This window comes from Kitasatospora sp. NPDC047058 (assembly GCF_040643935.1).
GTDB lineage: Bacteria > Actinomycetota > Actinomycetes > Streptomycetales > Streptomycetaceae > Kitasatospora.
The window spans coordinates 1-15932 of record NZ_JBEYVJ010000068.1; the positions used below are offsets into that span (position 1 = coordinate 1).

At 73.1% G+C, this 15932-nt stretch carries 16 protein-coding genes and 1 pseudogene; 8 read left to right on the top strand and 9 right to left on the bottom strand.

Annotation, left to right across the window (positions count from 1 at the left end):
- Positions 1-94 (bottom strand): annotated as a pseudogene (locus tag ABZ885_RS13650) (hypothetical protein); the annotation flags it as partial.
- 439 nt (positions 95-533) lie between these two features.
- Here ABZ885_RS13650 and ABZ885_RS13655 point away from each other — a divergent pair.
- The 3 genes from ABZ885_RS13655 to moaA all read left to right on the top strand — a co-directional run bounded on the left by ABZ885_RS13655 (position 534) and on the right by moaA (position 3583).
- The gene (locus ABZ885_RS13655) at positions 534-890 is read left to right on the top strand and encodes a DUF485 domain-containing protein (RefSeq protein ID WP_360187279.1); all 357 of its coding nucleotides are present in this window, start codon (positions 534-536) and stop codon (positions 888-890) included.
- Positions 887-2497, top strand: a complete 1611-nt coding sequence (locus ABZ885_RS13660) for a cation acetate symporter (RefSeq protein WP_360187281.1) — start codon at positions 887-889, stop codon at positions 2495-2497. The genes ABZ885_RS13655 and ABZ885_RS13660 overlap by 4 nt, the downstream gene beginning before the upstream one ends.
- Before the next feature lie 96 nt (positions 2498-2593).
- Entirely contained in the window at positions 2594-3583 is a 990-nt protein-coding gene (gene moaA, locus ABZ885_RS13665; RefSeq protein WP_360187282.1) for a GTP 3',8-cyclase MoaA, read from the top strand.
- A 69-nt stretch (positions 3584-3652) separates the two neighbouring features.
- Here moaA and ABZ885_RS13670 read toward each other — a convergent pair whose 3' ends face one another.
- The 6 genes from ABZ885_RS13670 to ABZ885_RS13695 all read right to left on the bottom strand — a co-directional run bounded on the left by ABZ885_RS13670 (position 3653) and on the right by ABZ885_RS13695 (position 9465).
- Positions 3653-3889, bottom strand: a complete 237-nt coding sequence (locus tag ABZ885_RS13670; RefSeq protein ID WP_360187284.1) for a hypothetical protein — start codon at positions 3887-3889, stop codon at positions 3653-3655.
- A 279-nt stretch (positions 3890-4168) separates the two neighbouring features.
- Entirely contained in the window at positions 4169-4552 is a 384-nt protein-coding gene (locus tag ABZ885_RS13675) for a DUF3099 domain-containing protein (RefSeq protein ID WP_360187285.1), read from the bottom strand.
- Positions 4553-4654: 102 nt separating this feature from the next.
- Positions 4655-5203, bottom strand: coding sequence for an RNA 2'-phosphotransferase (locus tag ABZ885_RS13680; protein WP_360187287.1), 549 nt, complete (start codon positions 5201-5203; stop codon positions 4655-4657).
- A gap of 28 nt (positions 5204-5231) precedes the next feature.
- A complete protein-coding gene (locus ABZ885_RS13685; RefSeq protein WP_360187289.1) occupies positions 5232-6629 on the bottom strand; it encodes a metallopeptidase TldD-related protein in 1398 nt (465 codons plus the stop codon).
- Entirely contained in the window at positions 6629-8131 is a 1503-nt protein-coding gene (locus ABZ885_RS13690) for a TldD/PmbA family protein (protein WP_360187325.1), read from the bottom strand. The genes ABZ885_RS13685 and ABZ885_RS13690 overlap by 1 nt, the downstream gene beginning before the upstream one ends.
- Before the next feature lie 188 nt (positions 8132-8319).
- Entirely contained in the window at positions 8320-9465 is a 1146-nt protein-coding gene (locus ABZ885_RS13695) for an MBL fold metallo-hydrolase (RefSeq protein ID WP_360187291.1), read from the bottom strand.
- A gap of 381 nt (positions 9466-9846) precedes the next feature.
- Between ABZ885_RS13695 and fabG the strand changes: the two genes are divergently transcribed.
- Complete coding sequence (gene fabG, locus ABZ885_RS13700) at positions 9847-10566, top strand: 3-oxoacyl-[acyl-carrier-protein] reductase (RefSeq protein WP_360187293.1); 720 nt, start codon at positions 9847-9849, stop codon at positions 10564-10566.
- Between the two features lie 2 nt (positions 10567-10568).
- A complete protein-coding gene (fabI, locus tag ABZ885_RS13705; RefSeq protein WP_360187295.1) occupies positions 10569-11336 on the top strand; it encodes an enoyl-ACP reductase FabI in 768 nt (255 codons plus the stop codon).
- A 128-nt stretch (positions 11337-11464) separates the two neighbouring features.
- Here the strand turns inward: fabI and ABZ885_RS13710 are convergent, their stop codons facing one another.
- Positions 11465-12139 carry a FadR/GntR family transcriptional regulator gene (locus tag ABZ885_RS13710; RefSeq protein ID WP_360187296.1) on the bottom strand — a complete coding sequence of 225 codons (675 nt, stop codon included), beginning with the start codon at positions 12137-12139 and terminating at the stop codon, positions 11465-11467.
- Between the two features lie 116 nt (positions 12140-12255).
- On the opposite strand from ABZ885_RS13710, the gene ABZ885_RS13715 reads away from it, so the two are divergent.
- The 3 genes from ABZ885_RS13715 (at position 12256) to ABZ885_RS13725 (ending at position 14466) form a co-directional block, all read left to right on the top strand.
- A complete protein-coding gene (locus ABZ885_RS13715; RefSeq protein ID WP_360187298.1) occupies positions 12256-13542 on the top strand; it encodes an MFS transporter in 1287 nt (428 codons plus the stop codon).
- Positions 13543-13598: 56 nt separating this feature from the next.
- Positions 13599-13721 carry an SGM_5486 family transporter-associated protein gene (locus tag ABZ885_RS13720; protein WP_360187300.1) on the top strand — a complete coding sequence of 41 codons (123 nt, stop codon included), beginning with the start codon at positions 13599-13601 and terminating at the stop codon, positions 13719-13721.
- A gap of 217 nt (positions 13722-13938) precedes the next feature.
- Positions 13939-14466: a histidine phosphatase family protein gene (locus ABZ885_RS13725; protein WP_360187302.1), complete on the top strand. Its 528-nt coding sequence runs from the start codon at positions 13939-13941 to the stop codon at positions 14464-14466.
- 59 nt (positions 14467-14525) lie between these two features.
- Here ABZ885_RS13725 and serB read toward each other — a convergent pair whose 3' ends face one another.
- A complete protein-coding gene (gene serB / locus ABZ885_RS13730; RefSeq protein WP_360187304.1) occupies positions 14526-15788 on the bottom strand; it encodes a phosphoserine phosphatase SerB in 1263 nt (420 codons plus the stop codon).
- Between the last annotated feature and the right edge of the window lie 144 nt (positions 15789-15932).

Below are 15932 nucleotides of genomic sequence, written 5' to 3' on the forward strand. Positions count from 1 at the left end.
GCTGCACCGTGTCGTCCAGCTCGACGTCGCCGAGCTTGGTGCGGCCGACGGCCCGCTCCTGCTGCTCCACCGGGAGGGCGTTCCAGGCGTCCATCCAGCAGCGGCGCCGCGAGCACGCGGGCCGGACGGCGTACGGATCTGGTTCTGGGTTGCACGGTGGTGAGTCCCCCCGGAAAGGATGCGGTGTCCTCGGATCGTTGGTATGTCCGGAAACTGATGGAAGGTCGGACGTCGACCCGGGGTCGCGATGTGAAGGTTCGTTCTCATGAAGATCACATGAGTGGCTGGACAGTACCACCGCGAAACGACACGCCGGAGGGGGTGGGCCGTCCGGAGTCCGGGCCGTCATGAATGGTCTGATTTCAGCCAATTGACTGGGGCGACGGGGTGAACGGCTGGCTGATCGCGGTCAACCCCTTCCGGGGCGGGCATGACGCTCCTAGCATTGCGCGGCGCGCATCCGGACTGTGACGCCCCTCACGTCCGATCGTTCCCCTGGTGCGACCACCACGCCGAAGGAGTGAGGAGACAGAGTGGAATCGCCGCCGATCACCACTGCCCCGACGGAAGTCCAACTCATCGAGGAGAGCCGGGAGTTCCGGCATCTCCGGGGCTCCTTCCGGAGCTTCGCGTTCCCGGTCACCATCGGCTTCGTCCTCTGGTACCTGCTGTACGTCCTGCTCTCCAGCTACGCGCCCGGGCTGATGGGCACCAAGGTGGTGGGGCACATCAACGTCGCCCTGGTGCTCGGGCTGCTGCAGTTCGTCACCACCTTCGCCATCGCGGCCGGGTACGCGCGCTACGCGGGCCGGCGGCTCGACCCGGCCGCCGCCGCGATCCGCGAGACGCACGGCGCCGTGGTCCACGCCCCCCGGGAGGCTGCCGAATGACCCTGCTCGCCAGCTCCGCCTCCGACCACCGCGTCCTCACCCTGACCCTGTTCGGGCTCTTCGTGGCGGCCACCCTGGCCATCACCGTCTGGGCCGGGCGGCAGACCAACGGCGCCGCCGACTTCTACGCCGGCGGCCGCGGCTTCACCGGCTTCCAGAACGGCCTGGCCATCTCCGGCGACTACATGTCCGCCGCCTCCTTCCTCGGCATCGCCGGGGCCATCGCGCTCTCCGGCTACGACGGCTTCCTCTACTCGATCGGCTTCCTGGTCGCCTGGCTGGTCGCGCTGCTGCTGGTCGCCGAACCGCTGCGCAACTCCGGCCGCTACACCATGGCCGACGTGCTCGCCTTCCGGATGCGCCAGCGCCCGGTGCGCACCGCGGCCGGCATCTCCACCATCGTGGTGTCGGTCTTCTACCTGATCGCCCAGATGGTCGGCGCCGGGACGTTGGTGGCCCTGCTGCTCGGCGTCAGCGGGGAGCAGGCCAAGCAGGGGACCATCGTGGCCGTCGGCGCGCTGATGGTGATCTACGTGGTGATCGGCGGGATGAAGGGCACCACCTGGGTGCAGATCATCAAGGCGGTGCTGCTGATCGCCGGCACCGCGCTGATGACCGTCCTGGTCCTGGCCAGGTACCACTTCAACCCCTCCGAGCTGCTCGGCGCCGCCGCCGATGCCAGCGGCAAGGGGGCCGCCTTCCTGGAGCCGGGGCTCAAGTACGGCGCCAACGGCACCAGCAAACTCGACTTCCTCAGCCTCGGCATCGCCCTCGTCCTCGGCACGGCCGGGCTGCCGCACATCCTGGTCCGGTTCTACACCGTGCCCACGGCCAGGGCGGCCCGGAAGTCCGTGCTCTGGGCGATCGGCATCATCGGCGGCTTCTACCTGATGACCCTCGCGCTCGGCTTCGGTGCGGCGGCGCTGGTCGGCCCGAAGGCGATCAAGGCGGCGAACGCGGCCGGAAACGCCGCCGCCCCGCAGCTCGCCGAGGAACTCGGCGGCGGTGCCGGCACCACCGGCGGCGCGGTCCTGCTGGCGGTGATCTCCGCGGTCGCCTTCGCCACCATCCTGGCCGTGGTGGCCGGGCTCACCCTGGCCTCCTCGGCCTCCTTCGCCCATGACCTGTACGCCAACGTCATCCGGCGCGGCAAGGCCTCCGAGACCGAGGAGGTGCGCTCGGCGAAGTGGGCCGCGGTCGCGATCGGTGCCGTCGCCATCGTGCTCAGCCTCTTCGCGGGCAAGCTCAACACCGCCGCCCTGGTCGCGCTGGCCTTCGCGGTGGCCGCCTCGGCGAACCTGCCGACGCTGCTCTACTCGCTGTTCTGGAAGCGCTTCAACACCGTCGGCGCGGTCAGCTCGGTGTACGCGGGCCTGATCACCTCGGTGACGCTGGTGCTGTTCTCGCCGGTCGTCTCCGGTGGCAAGAACTCGTTGTTCCCGCACTCCGACTTCCACTGGTTCCCGCTGGAGAACCCCGGCCTGGTCTCCATCCCGGTCGGCTTCCTGGCCGGCTGGATCGGCACCCTGCTCTCCAGGGGGACGGCCGACCCGGCGAAGTACGCTGAACTGGAGGTCCGCTCGCTGACCGGGCTGGGCGCCCACTGACAGAGGACCGGTGACTAAGCTGGCCCGGCCCGCCGTCGCGGCGGCCGGGCCGGCCTTTTTCCCGGGGCCGGCCACAGCTCTCGGGAAGGGACCGCCGTGCTCCTCGACACCTTCGGCCGGCAGGCCGTCGACCTGCGGGTCTCCCTCACCGACCGGTGCAACCTGCGCTGCACCTACTGCATGCCCGAGGAGGGCCTGCAGTGGCTGGCCAAGCCGGACCTGCTGAGCGACGAGGAGATCGTCCGGCTGGTGACGATCGCCGTGCGCGATCTCGGGGTCCGCGAGGTCCGGTTCACCGGCGGCGAGCCGCTGCTGCGGCCCGGGCTGGTCGGCATCGTCGCCGCCTGCGCCGAGCTCGACCCGCGCCCCGAGCTCTCCGTCACCACCAACGGCATCGGCCTCGCCCGGACCGCCACCGCGCTGCGGGACGCCGGACTGGACCGGGTCAACGTCTCGCTCGACACCCTCGACCCGGACACCTTCCACACCCTCACCCGCCGCCGCCGCCACCAGGACGTGCTGGACGGGCTGGCCGCCGCGGAGGCTGCCGGGCTGACCCCGGTCAAGCTGAACGCGGTGCTGATGCGCGGGGTCAACGACCACGAGGCGCCCGAGCTGCTCGCCTGGTGCCTGGAGCGCGGGTACGAGCTGCGGTTCATCGAGCAGATGCCGCTGGACGCCCAGCACGGCTGGGACCGGTCCGAGATGATCACCGCCGAGGAGATCCTCGACCGGCTCGCCGACCGCTTCACGCTCACCCCCGAGCCTTCCGCCCGGCGCGGCGCGGCGCCGGCCGAGCGCTGGCTGGTGGACGGCGGCCCGGGCCGGGTGGGCGTGATCGCCTCCGTCACCCGGCCGTTCTGCCGGGCCTGCGACCGCACCCGGCTGACCGCCGACGGGCAGGTGCGCAACTGCCTCTTCGCGACCGGCGAGACCGACCTGCGGACGGCGCTGCGCTCGGGGGCCGGCGACGCCGAGATCGGCGCGCTGTGGCGGGCGGCGATGTGGGGCAAGAAGGCGGGCGCCGGGATCGACGCCCCGGAGTTCCACCAGCCCGACCGGCCGATGTCGGCGATCGGCGGCTAGCGGCAGCGGGTCGGGGGTCGCCGGTGGGGCGGGGTCGGCCGGGGTGGGACGGGGGCCGGCCGCGGGGGGTCAGCCGGCGTTCTCCGGCGTCCACTCGGCGAAGGCGACGACGTCCTTGAGGAAGCCGCGCACGCCGAGGAACTGCGCCAGGTGCTCGCGGTGCTCCTCGCAGGCGAGCCAGGTCTTGCGGCGGTCCGGCGTGTGCAGCTTGGGGTTGTTCCAGACCAGCACCCATCGGGCGTCCGCCCGGCAGCCCTTGGCGGAGCAGACCGGCGTCTGCGGCTGGGGGGAGTCCGGGGAGAGCATCGGGGCCGTCCTCAAGCACTGGGCGGGGTGGTGGTCACCGCCAGTCTGTCACGTGCCCCGATCACGGTCCGCAGTCGCGTCCGGATCCGGGCATGGCGACGCCGGGCAGCCACGGGGGGAGCCGCCCGGCGTCGGTCCGTCGCTCCGACGGGGGATGCGGAGCGCGTACGCAGTATGTCATGGGATGACCCCCGGATGGGGAGGTCTTGCATGATTAATCTGAGCTTCTTTTGAGCTTTCCGGAGGGCTGGCCGGAGTAAACCCTCATAAAACGGACAGTCAGTTGGGGTTCTGTGCAGAATCGGTTGGGACATCCTTTGCCCCACCCGTACCTGCCGATGCACCCGCACCGCCGGTACCGCCGGGGCCGAGCATCAGCGGCACGTCCGGCGGAACGTCGAAGGTGCTCGGCAGGCCCGGCGCCCGCTCCCGGCCCGCATTGGCTATCAGCACCGCGAAGTACGGCAGCAGCACCCCGCCCGCCAGCGCGGCGAACGCCAGCCAGCGCTGGATGTCCCAGAGCACCACCGCGAGCAGCACGCAGACCGTGCGCAGCAGCATCGAGGCGACGTAGCGGCGCTGCCGCCCCCGGACGTCATCGGTGAGGCTGCTGCGTGCCCCAGTGATCCGGTAGACCTCTCCACCGTCGGCGCTCTTGCCCATGTCCTACCGCCCTCGTCCGTGCACCCGCGCGCCTCGCCGCGCGGCCTCCTCACGGTACGCCGCGGGGAGGGCGGCGGCGAGACCGGGGCGGACGGACACGCGCTACCGGGGCTGGGAGAGGTACTCCGGCGGCACCGCGTCGGTGAGCCAGACGCCGTTGGCGCTGATCCGGAACTCGTGGCCGGCCGCCGCCATCGCGGCGGCGTCGACCGTCAGCACCACCGGACGGCCGTGCCGGGAGCCGACCCGCACGGCGGTGTCGGTGTCGGCGGAGAGGTGGACGTCCTGCCGGGCCATCGGCAGCAGGCCCTGCCGGAAGATCGCGTCCAGGTTCCGGGTGGCGGTGCCGTGGAACAGCACCGCCGGGGGCTCGGCGGCGGCCAGACCGAGGTCGACCGCCACCGTGTGCCCCTGGTTGGCGCGGATCGAGAGGCCGTCCTCGGAGTAGCCGAAGCGGCGCTTGTTGTTGGTCGCCACCACGTGGTCCAGCTCGACCCTGGTCAGCCGGTTGCCCTTGGCCGCCAGCGCGGCCAGCAGGACGTCCACCCGGACCCAGCCGGCCCCGTCCAGCGTGATGCCGACCCGCTCCGGCTCGTGCCGCAGGATGCGGGACAGCATCTTGCTGGTCCTGACCGTGCGCTTCTCGTCCACTGCCCTCTCGCTCCTGCCTCTGGTCAGCCTAGGAGGCCTGGCTGACCGAACTCATGTTGAAGTCCGCGACCCGCACCGGCGGCATCGCGGTCCGGGTGAACCAGTCGCTCCACTCGCGCGGCAGGCAGCGCTCGGTGCGGCCCACCTCGGTGATCCGGCCGAGCAGTTCGACCGGGGACTCGTTGAACCGGAAGTTGTTCACCGCGCCGACGACCTCGCCGTTCTCCACCAGGTACACGCCGTCCCGGGTGAGGCCGGTGAGCAGCAGCGTCGCCGGGTCCACCTCGCGGATGTACCAGAGGCAGGTGAGCAGCAGGCCGCGCTCGGTGCGGGCGATCATCTCGTCCAGGGTCGGTGCGGCCTCCTGGTCGGCCGTCTCCAGGACGAGGTTGTCGATGGCCGGCCGCAGCGGCAGGCCGGTCAGGCCGGCCGCGTGCCGGTTGGTGATCAGCTCGGCCAGCCCGCCGTCGCGGATCCAGTCGGTGGCGGCCAGCTCCACGCCGTTGTCGAAGACCGAGGAGTCGCCCACGGTGGAGTGGGCCAGCACGAACGGTGCCGCCTCCAGGCCGGGCTCGGCCGGGTCCGAGCGGAGCGTCAGCGGCAGCTTGGTCAGCTTGTCGCCGATCCGGGTGCCGCCGCCGGGCTTGGAGAAGACCGTCCGGCCCTCGAAGGCGTCCCGGCCGCCGGAGGACCAGCTCAGGTACACCATCAGGTCGGCCACCGCCGAGGGCGGCAGCAGCGTCTCGTACCGGCCGGCCGGGAGGTCGATCCGGTTCGCGCCCCAGGCCAGCCGCTTGGTCAGCTGGGCGTGCAGGTCGGTGACGTCCACGTCGGTGAAGTCCCGGGTGGCGGCGCCGGCCCAGGCGGAGCCGGAGAGGTCGGCCGTCTTGGCGTTCAGCTCGACCATGCCGGTCGGCTGGTCGTGGCGCAGCCGCAGGCCGGTGGAGGTGCCCAGGTAGCTGGAGACCAGCTCGTGCCGGGCGAAGCCGTACAGCAGCTCGCCCTGTGCGGCGGCGCGGGCGAAGGCCTCGCCCAGCGCGGGGGCGAACGCGGTGAACACCTCGATCGAGGTCTCGGCCGGCGGCTCGGTGAAGTCGGGCGAGGACGGCCGGTCGGCCACCAGGGGCTGCGCGTCCTCGGCCGGTCCGGCGGCCCGGGCGGCCTCCTCGGCGGCCCGGACCAGGCCCTCCACCTCGTCGGCGGTGACGGCCTCGCGGGAGACCACGCCGGAGGCGGTGCCCTCGGCCCCGGCGACGGTGGCGACCACGGTCAGCCGGCGGCCGCGGGTGACCCCGTTGGTGGTGAGCGCGTTGCCGGCCCAGCGGAGGTTGGCGGTCGACTCCTCGTCCGCGATCACCACGCAGCCGTCGGCGCGGGAGAGGCCGAGCGCCAGCTCGACGAGTTCGTGGGGCTGCATCGCGGCCATCAGTGACCCGCCTCCTGCTGGGTGTTGAGCACGTTGACGTTGCGGAACAGCGCCGAGGGGCAGCCGTGGCTGACCGCCGCGACCTGGCCGGGCTGGGCCTTGCCGCAGTTGAAGGCGCCGCCGAGGACGTAGGTCTGCGGACCGCCGACGGCCGCCATCGAGCCCCAGAAGTCGGTGGTGGTGGCCTGGTAGGCGAAGTCCTTGACCTGGCCCGCGAGCTCGCCGTTCCTGATGGCGTACGCGCGCTGGCCGGTGAACTGGAAGTTGTAGCGCTGCATGTCGATCGACCAGGAGCGGTCGCCGACGATGTACAGGCCGTTCTCCACGCCCGCGAACAGGCCCTCGGTGTCGGGGCCGCCGGCGGCCGGCTGGAGCGAGACGTTGGCCATCCGCTGCACCGGGACGTGCGCGGGGGAGTCCGCGAAGGCGCAGCCGTTGGAGCGGTCGAAGCCCTTCAGCTTCGCCATCCCGCGGTCCAGCTGGTAGCCCGCCAGGACACCGTCCTTGACGAGGTCCCAGGACTGGGTGGCGACGCCCTCGTCGTCGTAGCCGATGGTGGAGAGGCCGTGCTCGGCGGTGCGGTCGCCGGTGACGTGCATCAGCTCGGAGCCGTACTTCAGCGAGCCGAGCTTGTCGAAGGTGGCGAAGGAGGTGCCGGCGTAGGCGGCCTCGTAGCCGAGCGCACGGTCCAGCTCGGTGGCGTGGCCGATCGACTCGTGGATGGTCAGCCAGAGGTTGGACGGGTCGATCACCAGGTCGTAGCGGCCGGCCTCGACGCTCGGGGCCTTCATCTTCTCGGCCAGCAGGACGGGCAGTTCGGCCAGCTCGGCGTCCCAGTCCCAGCCGGTGCCCGTCAGGTACTCCCAGCCGCGCCCGACCGGCGGCGCCAGGGTGCGCATCGAGTCGAAGGCCCCGGTGCGCTCGTCCACCGAGGTGGCCTCCAGCGTCGGGTGCAGCCGGATCCGCTGCTGGGTGGTCACGGTGCCGGCGGTGTCCGCGTAGAACTTGTTCTCCTGCACCGTCAGCAGGGTGGCCTGGACGTGCGAGACGCCCTCGGCGGACAGCAGCCGCGTGCTCCAGTCGGCGAGCAGCGCCGTCTTCTCGGCGTCCGGCACCTCGAAGGGGTTCACCTCGTACGCGGAGACCCAGGTGGCGTCGGCGTACACCGGCTCGTCCGCCAGCTCGACCCGCTCCCCGGATCCGGCCGCCCGGCTGATCCCGCCGGAGAGCCGGGCCACCGCGACGGCCTGCTCGGCGACCCTGGCCGCCGCGTCCGTGGTCAGGTCCACCCCGGCGGCGAAGCCCCAGGCGCCGTCCAGCAGGACCCGGACGGCGAAGCCGAGCTGGACGCTGTCGGAGGTGCCGGCCGGGCGGGCGTCACGCAGCCGCCAGGAGGCGCTGCGGACCCGCTCCAGCCTGAAATCGGCGTGCGCGGCACCGAGTTCGCGTGCCCGGCTCAGGGCGGCGTCGGCCAGCGTGCGCAACGGGAAGGCGAGGAACAGCGGGTCGACGGCGCGCCCGCGCGGGGCGCCGGCGCTGCTGGTCGGGGGCTTCGGAGGCAATCGGGCTCCCTGGTCGGGGGGATGGCGGTGCGGGCGGCCCCGGACAGGGGTGCCCGCACCGCATCATTTCCCGTTCACAGGGTTTCGGCCAGCGCATTTCCCCACGACACACGCGGCCGGCCGGAGCGTCAGGCGACGCCCTCCCACCAGCCGTCCAGCTCCGGCGGGTTGTCGACGTCCACCCGCTCGCCGGGGCGCGGGACGGCCAGCGGGACGGCCTGCTGCTTGGCCTCCGCCAGCAGCCGCTCGATCGGCTCGGCCCACGGGTGCAGGCCCAGGTTGAAGGTGCACCAGTGCACCGGGACGAGCAGGCCGGCGTTCAGCTCGCGGTGGGCCAGGACGGCGTCCTCCGGCGTCATGTGGATGTCCGACCAGGCCGCGTCGTAGGCGCCGATCTGGACCAGGGCGGCGTCGAACGGGCCGTGCTGCGCGCCGATCGCCGCGTAGCCCTCGAAGTAGCCGGAGTCCCCGGTGTAGAAGACCTTGCGGTGGGGGCCGGCGATCACCCAGGAGCCCCAGAGCGTGGTGTTGCGGGTCAGCCCGCGGCCGGAGAAGTGGTGGGCGGAGGTCAGGGTGACGGCCAGCTCGCCGAGGTGGCAGGTCTCGTCCCAGTCCAGCTCGATGATCCGGTGCTCCGGGACGCCCCAGCGGCGCAGGTGCCCACCGATGCCGAGCGGCACCGCGAAGGGCGCCGACTGGCTGCGGACCAGGCGCTTGACCGTCGCCATGTCCAGGTGGTCGTAGTGGTCGTGCGAGATCAACACCGCGTCGACCTGCGGCAGCTCCTCCAGTTCCACCGGCACCGGGTGCAGCCGCTTCGGGCCGACGTGCGCGGCGGGGGAGCAGCGGTCGCTCCAGACCGGGTCGAGCAGCACCCGGGTGCCCTCGATCTCGACCAGCGCGGAGGCGTGCCCGTACCAGGTGATCTCCACGCCCTCGGCGGCCGGACGGGGGCCGCCGGCCGGGCGGACGGTCGGCACCGGGTGCGCGGGCACCCGGCCGGCGCGGTCGAACAGCATCCGGCGCACGGTGTCGCGGTCGATCTCGGGCGCGGGCTTGGCCCGGGCCAGCGTGGAGGGCGCGTTGTGGAAGACGCCGTCGCGGTACTGCGGGGAGTTGCGGACCCGCTCCTCGCGTTCGCCGTCCGGCCGCCGTCCGAAGGCCGCGGGCAGGTCGCGCAGCGACCAGGCGGCCGCTCCCGCGCCGGCCGCCAGGGCGGCCAGGGCCAGCAGTCGTCCGCGCCGCCGGGCGGTACCGGGCAGTGCCCCACTCATGCGCCCACCTCGACGGTCCGCTCGCTTCGCTCGCTCATCGCGCTCTGCCTTCGCTCGGGGCCCGTTCGGGGGGTGCGGTGCGGGCGGCCCCGGTCGCCCCGCACCACCGGGGGCAACGGGCGCGCGGCGGCGCGTGTTCCCGGGGGCCGGTCGGGCGCGGGCCGGGGCGAGGGGGCGGGCGGTGGTGCGGGTGGGGGCGCAGCGGGGCGCGTGGCGGGTGTGACCGGGGCGGGGAGCGGGACGGGCACGCATTGTCGGATTGCGACAGTTCCGCCGGTGAGGCGCTGTGGGAGCCCGATTCGTCGCCGCCCGGGGGCGACCGATAGCGTCACACTGCGTGCGCATTTCGACGTACGCACACCAACGGAGAGAGGTGGATCGTTGAGCCGCTCGGTTCTCGTCACCGGAGGTAACCGGGGCATCGGCCTCGCGATCGCCCTGGCCTTCGCCGAGGCGGGCGACAAGGTCGCCATCACCAGCCGCTCGGGCGAGGTGCCCGAGGAGCTGGCCAAGTACGACGTCCTCGCGGTGCGCTGCGACATCACCGACAGCGCCCAGGTCGACGCGGCGTTCACGGAGATCGAGGCCGAGCACGGCGCCGTCCAGGTGCTGGTGGCCAACGCCGGCATCACCAACGACACGCTGCTGCTGCGCATGTCGGAGGAGGATTTCACCTCCGTCGTGGACACCAACCTCACCGGCACGTTCCGGGTGGTCAAGCGCGCCTCCAAGCTGATGATGCGCGCCCGCAAGGGCCGGGTCGTGCTGATCTCCTCGGTGGTCGGCCTCTCCGGCTCGACGGGCCAGGCGAACTACGCCGCCTCCAAGGCCGGCCTGGTCGGCTTCGCCCGCTCGCTGGCGCGCGAGCTCGGCCCGCGCAACATCACCGTCAACGTGGTCGCCCCCGGCTTCGTCGACACCGACATGACCGCAGTGCTCAGCGACGAGCGCCGTGCGGAGATCGTCTCGGGCGTGCCGCTGGGCCGCTACGCGGCGCCCGCCGAGGTCGCGTCCACCGTGCGGTTCCTCGGTTCGGACGAGGCCGCGTACATCACCGGAGCCGTCATTCCCGTCGACGGCGGATTGGGCATGGGTCACTGAACATGAGCGGAATCCTCGAGGGCAAGCGGATCCTGATCACGGGTGTGCTGATGGAGTCCTCCATCGCCTTCCACACCGCCAAGCTCGCCCAGGAGCAGGGCGCCGAGATCATCCTCACCGCCTTCCCGCGCCCGTCCCTCACCGAGCGGATCGCCAAGAAGCTGCCGCACCCGGTCAAGGTGCTGGAGCTGGACGTGTCCAGCGAGGAGCAGCTGGCCGGCATCGCCGACCAGGTGCGCGAGCACCTGCCGAGCCTGGACGGCATCGTCCACTCGATCGGCTTCGCCCCGCAGGACGCGCTGGGCGGCAACTTCCTGGACACCCCGTGGGAGTCCGTGGCCACCGCCATGCAGGTCTCGGCGTTCTCGCTGAAGTCGCTGACCATGGCGCTGCTGCCGCTGATGCAGGACGGCGGCTCGGTGGTCGGCCTGACCTTCGACGCCCAGTTCGCCTGGCCGCAGTACGACTGGATGGGCCCGGCCAAGGCGGCGCTGGAGTCCACCAACCGCTACCTGGCGCGCTACCTGGGCGAGCGGAACATCCGCTGCAACCTGATCTCGGCCGGCCCGATCGGCTCGATGGCCGCCAAGTCCATCCCGGGCTTCCCCGACCTGGCCGCCACCTGGGACAGCCGCTCCCCGCTGAAGTGGGACCTGAGCGACCCGGAGCCGGCCGGCCGCGGCGTCGTCGCCCTGCTCTCGGACTGGTTCCCGAAGACCACCGGCGAGATCGTCCACGTGGACGGCGGCCTGCACGCCATCGGCGCCTGACCGGCTGCTGCCGTCGTACGGCCCGGCACCCCTCCGCACGGAGGGGTGCCGGGCCGTTCGCTTTCCGGGGCCCTTCCCGGAGCAGCCGGGCGCCGGGCGTCGGCGGCCGGGCGTGCGGGGGTGAGGCGTCAGGCGTCGCCGTCGGCGCAGGCGCCGATGGCGCGCCCGGCCTCGATGGAGGCGCGCTCGGGGTCGCCGGCCCGGATGGCGTCGAGGATCTTGTCGTGGCCGAGGTAGCGCTCGGCGATCAGCTCGGGGCCGACGTCGTGGCGCAGGTGGGCGCGGGTGACCTCGCCGAGGTCGGCGTAGACGGCGGCGAGGACGTCGTTGTGGGCGGCGGCGACGACGGCCTGGTGGAAGGCCGCGTCGGCCTGGATGAAGTCCTCGGCGTCGCCGGAGCGCCAGGCGTCCTCGCGGCGGGCGAGGGTGGCGTCCAGCAGGTCGAGGTCGCGGTCGGTGCGGCGGGTGGCGGCCAGGCCGGCGGCGGAGGTCTCCAGGGTGACGCGGAGTTCGGCCACCTGGGCCTGGTCGGCGTCGGCGAAGCGGCGGTGCATGACCCCGGCCAGCTCGCTGGTGGCGAGGACGTACGTCCCGGAGCCCTGGCGGATGTCGAGCAGGCCGTTGTGGGCGAGCGCGCGGACGGCCTCGCGGACGGTGTTGCGGGCGACGCCGAGCTGTTCGACCAGGGCGGCCTCGGTCGGGATGCGCGAGCCGACCGGCCATTCGCCCGAGGTGATCTGGGCGCGCAGCTGCGCGATCACCTGGTCGGACAGCGGGGTGCGCCTCGGCGAGGACAGCGCCACGGGGTGACTCCTTGCGGCTTGGGTCGCGGGTGGGGGCGGCGGCCTGGTGGGTGGGGGGACACATCATGCCAATTCCAGGGTGCGCTAATTCATCCCATCATTCTATGATGGCTCCCATGCCACCCGCCGCAGACACCACCACGGCCCCGCACACCGGGGTCCGGCCGCAGACCGAGCGGCCCGCCCGCAGCCGGAGCACGTACCCCGGCTGGCTGTTCGCCGTCGCGATCGCCGTCGCCGCCTTCAACCTCCGCCCCGTGGTCACCAGCCTCGGGCCGCTGCTCAAGCAGGTCCAGGCGGACCTCGGGATGAACGCCACGCTGGCCGGCCTGCTGGCCGCCGTGCCCTCGCTCTGCTTCGCCCTGTTCGGCTTCGCCGCGCCCGGCATGGCCCGGCGGATCGGCCCGATCGCGGTGATCACCGCAGGCATGGGGGCGATCACGGCGGGCGTGCTGGCCCGTTCGTTCGCCGGCGGCACGGCGGTCTTCCTACTGCTGACCGCGCTGGCGCTCGCCGGGGTGGCGGTCTCCAACGTACTGATCCCGGTGGTGATCAAGCGGTACTTCCCGGAGCGGGTCGGCCCGATGATCGGCCTGTACTCCATGGCCCTGTCGGCCGGCACCTCGCTCGCCGCCGCCGTCACCGTGCCGCTGACCGGCGCGCTCGGCGGTGACTGGCGGGTCGGCCTGGGCGTCTGGGCCGCGCTCGGCGCGCTCGCCCTGCTGCTCTGGCTGCCGGCGATGGCGGCCAAGCGCGAGCGCGGCGACCGCGCGGGCGGGGCGGCCGCTCCCGACAAGCTGCCGATCACCCGCAGCCGGACGGCCTGGGCGATGGCCTGCTTCTTCGGCCTCCAGGCCACCGGCGCGTACGTGGTGATGGGCTTCCTGCCGAAGATCTTCCAGGACGCCGGCGTCTCCGAGGGCGCCTCCGGCGTGCTGCTGGCGCTCACCATGGTGATCGGCGTCCCGGTCTCCTTCGTCCTGCCCAACCTCGCCGCCCGCCGCGGCGACCAGCGGCTCTTCGTGGTGGTGCTCGCCTCCTGCGGCATCGCCGGGTACGCCGGGCTCGCGCTGGCCCCGGCCGGTGCGCCGTGGGTCTGGGCGACCCTGGTCGGCCTCTCGAACTGCGCCTTCCCGCTGGTGCTCACCATGATCGGCCTGCGCGCCCGGACGGCCGGCGGGGTGGCCCAGCTCTCCGCCTTCGCCCAGGGCGTCGGCTACCTGATCTCCATCCCCGGCCCGATCCTGATCGGCCGGCTGTACCAGGTCACCGGGGACTGGTACCTGCCGCTGGGCCTCCTCGCGGTGCTGCTGGTGCCGCAGATGCTGTTCGGCCTGCGGGCGGCGCGGGCCCGGCACATCGAGGACGAGGCGCTGCGCCCGGCCGCACCCGCCCGCGCCTGACGGGGGCGCGCGGGGGCGGTGCCCGGCGGGAACGGCCGGGATGGGAGAATCCGGTCATGCCCGTACTCGAACCGAACCCCACCGACGGCCACAAGAAGCTGGGCCAGCTCGCCGCGACCATCGGCGGCATCGTGGCCCTGCTGATCGTCGTCGCCATCGTCGCCCGCAACCTGGGCTGACCGGACCCGCAGCGGCCGCCGGCCGGCCGGACCCGCACCGGCCCGGGCGGTCCGCCGTCCGCCGTCTGCGCGCCGCCGTCCGACTGCCGTCCGACCGCCGTCCGACCGGCGGGCGAAGCCCCGGCGAACGGCGCATGATGACACCCTCCACCCCTGAGGGTGGCGGCATGCGGCAGCATCGCGCCACCGGGCGGCTTTTCTGCCAAGCTTGCTGGGTATGAGCGCCGACACGCCCCGCAGGATCATCGTTCTCCGCCATGCCAAGGCCGACTGGCCGAACGGCGTGGACGACCACGAGCGGCCGTTGGCCGACCGGGGCCGCCACCAGGCCCCGGACGCCGGCCGCTGGCTCGCCGACTCCGGCATCAATCCCGACTACGTGCTCTGCTCCACGGCCCTGCGCACCCGTGAGACGTGGAAGCTCGCCGCGCACGAGCTGCCCAAGCGCTCCCGCAAGACGGTGTACGAGGAACGGATCTACGAGGCCAGCCCCGGCGAGATCATCACCGTGCTGCAGGAGACCCCCGAGGAGTACGACGACCTGGTGCTGGTGGGCCACAACCCCGGCGTGCTCGGGCTCACCCAGGTGCTGGCCGGTGACGAGGGCGACCGGGACGCGCTGGAGCGGCTGCGGCTCGGCGGGTTCCCGACCGCCGCCATCGCGGTGCTCAGCTTCAGCGGGTCGTGGAAGGGCGTCGAGCCGGGCGTGGCGCAGCTGGTCTCGTACCACACGCCGCAGGACTGACCTGAGGTGCGCGAGGGGCGCGGGACGGTGTCCTCGCGCCCCTCGCGCACGCCCGGCGGCTACTCGGTCGGGGTGCCGTGCAGCGCGTCGGCCGCCTCGACCTCTTCCCGGGTGATGCCCAGCAGGTAGAGCACGGTGTCCAGGAAGGGCACGTTCACCGCGGTGTCCGCGGCCTCCCGCACCACCGGCTTGGCGTTGAAGGCCACGCCCAGCCCGGCCGCGTTCAGCATGTCCAGGTCGTTGGCGCCGTCGCCGATCGCGACCGTCTGCTCCAGCGGCACCTTGGCCTGCTCGGCGAAGCGGGCGAGCCAGCGGGCCTTGCCGGCCCGGTCGACGATCTCGCCGACCACCCGGCCGGTGAACCTGCCGTCCACCACCTCCAGGGTGTTGGCCGCCGCGAAGTCCAGCCCCAGCTGCTCCACCAGGTGGTCGGTGACCTGGGTGAACCCGCCGGAGACCACCGCGACCTGGAAGCCCAGCCGCTGCAGCGTCCGGATCAGGGTGCGCGCCCCCGGCGTGAACCGGACCTCCGTGCGCACCTTCTCGGTCACCCCGGCGTCCAGGCCGGCCAGCAGCGCCACCCGGGCGCGCAGCGACTCGGCGAAGTCCAGCTCGCCGCGCATCGCCGCGGCCGTCACCTCGGCGACCTTCTCCTCGCAGCCCGCGTGGGCCGCGAACAGCTCGATCACCTCGTCCTGGATCAGGGTCGAGTCGACGTCCATCACCACCAGCCGCTTGGCCCGGCGCTCCAGGCCGGCCGCCACCACGGCGATGTCCACCCGCTGGGTGGCCGCCTCCTGGGCCAGCTCGGCACGGAGCCGGTCGGTGGCGACACCGGAGACGGCCAGCTCGACGGCGGTCACCGGGTACTTGGCGAGCCGGAAGACACGGTCGATGTTGCCGCCCGCGTCGCTGATCCGGGAGGTGAGCGCGGAGACCGCGGAGGCGGTCAGCGGGTGGCCCAGCACGGTGACGTGCGAGCGGCCCTCGCGGCGCGGCCGGTTGTCGCCGATGCCGGAGATGATCTCGGCCTGGAGCTTCTGCTCCTCGGCCCAGCGGTGCACGGTCGTGCGCAGCTCGCCCTCGGCACCGGGGGTGCCGCCGGCCGGCGGGGTGACCAGGGCACACAGCGTTATCCGGCCACGGGTCACGACCTGCTCGATGTCGATCACGTCGACGTCGAACCGGGCCAGCGTGGCGAAGAGGCCGGCGGTGATGCCGGGACGGTCCTTGCCGAACACCTTGACGAGCAGGGTGCGCTCGTCCTCGGTCCGGGGCTGCGGGGCGGGGAGAGGCTCAGCGGCCAAGGGCGATGCGTTCATGGTGCCTCCCACGCTACCCGCCGACCGGCGGGGCCAGGGCACCCGTCCGCGTCGTGGACGAGGCACCGGCAGGCCGGTGGGCGGTGTGCGCACGGCCCGGGTGACGGGGCGGTTGCGCAGCGGTGACATCGGGGGGCGGCCGCG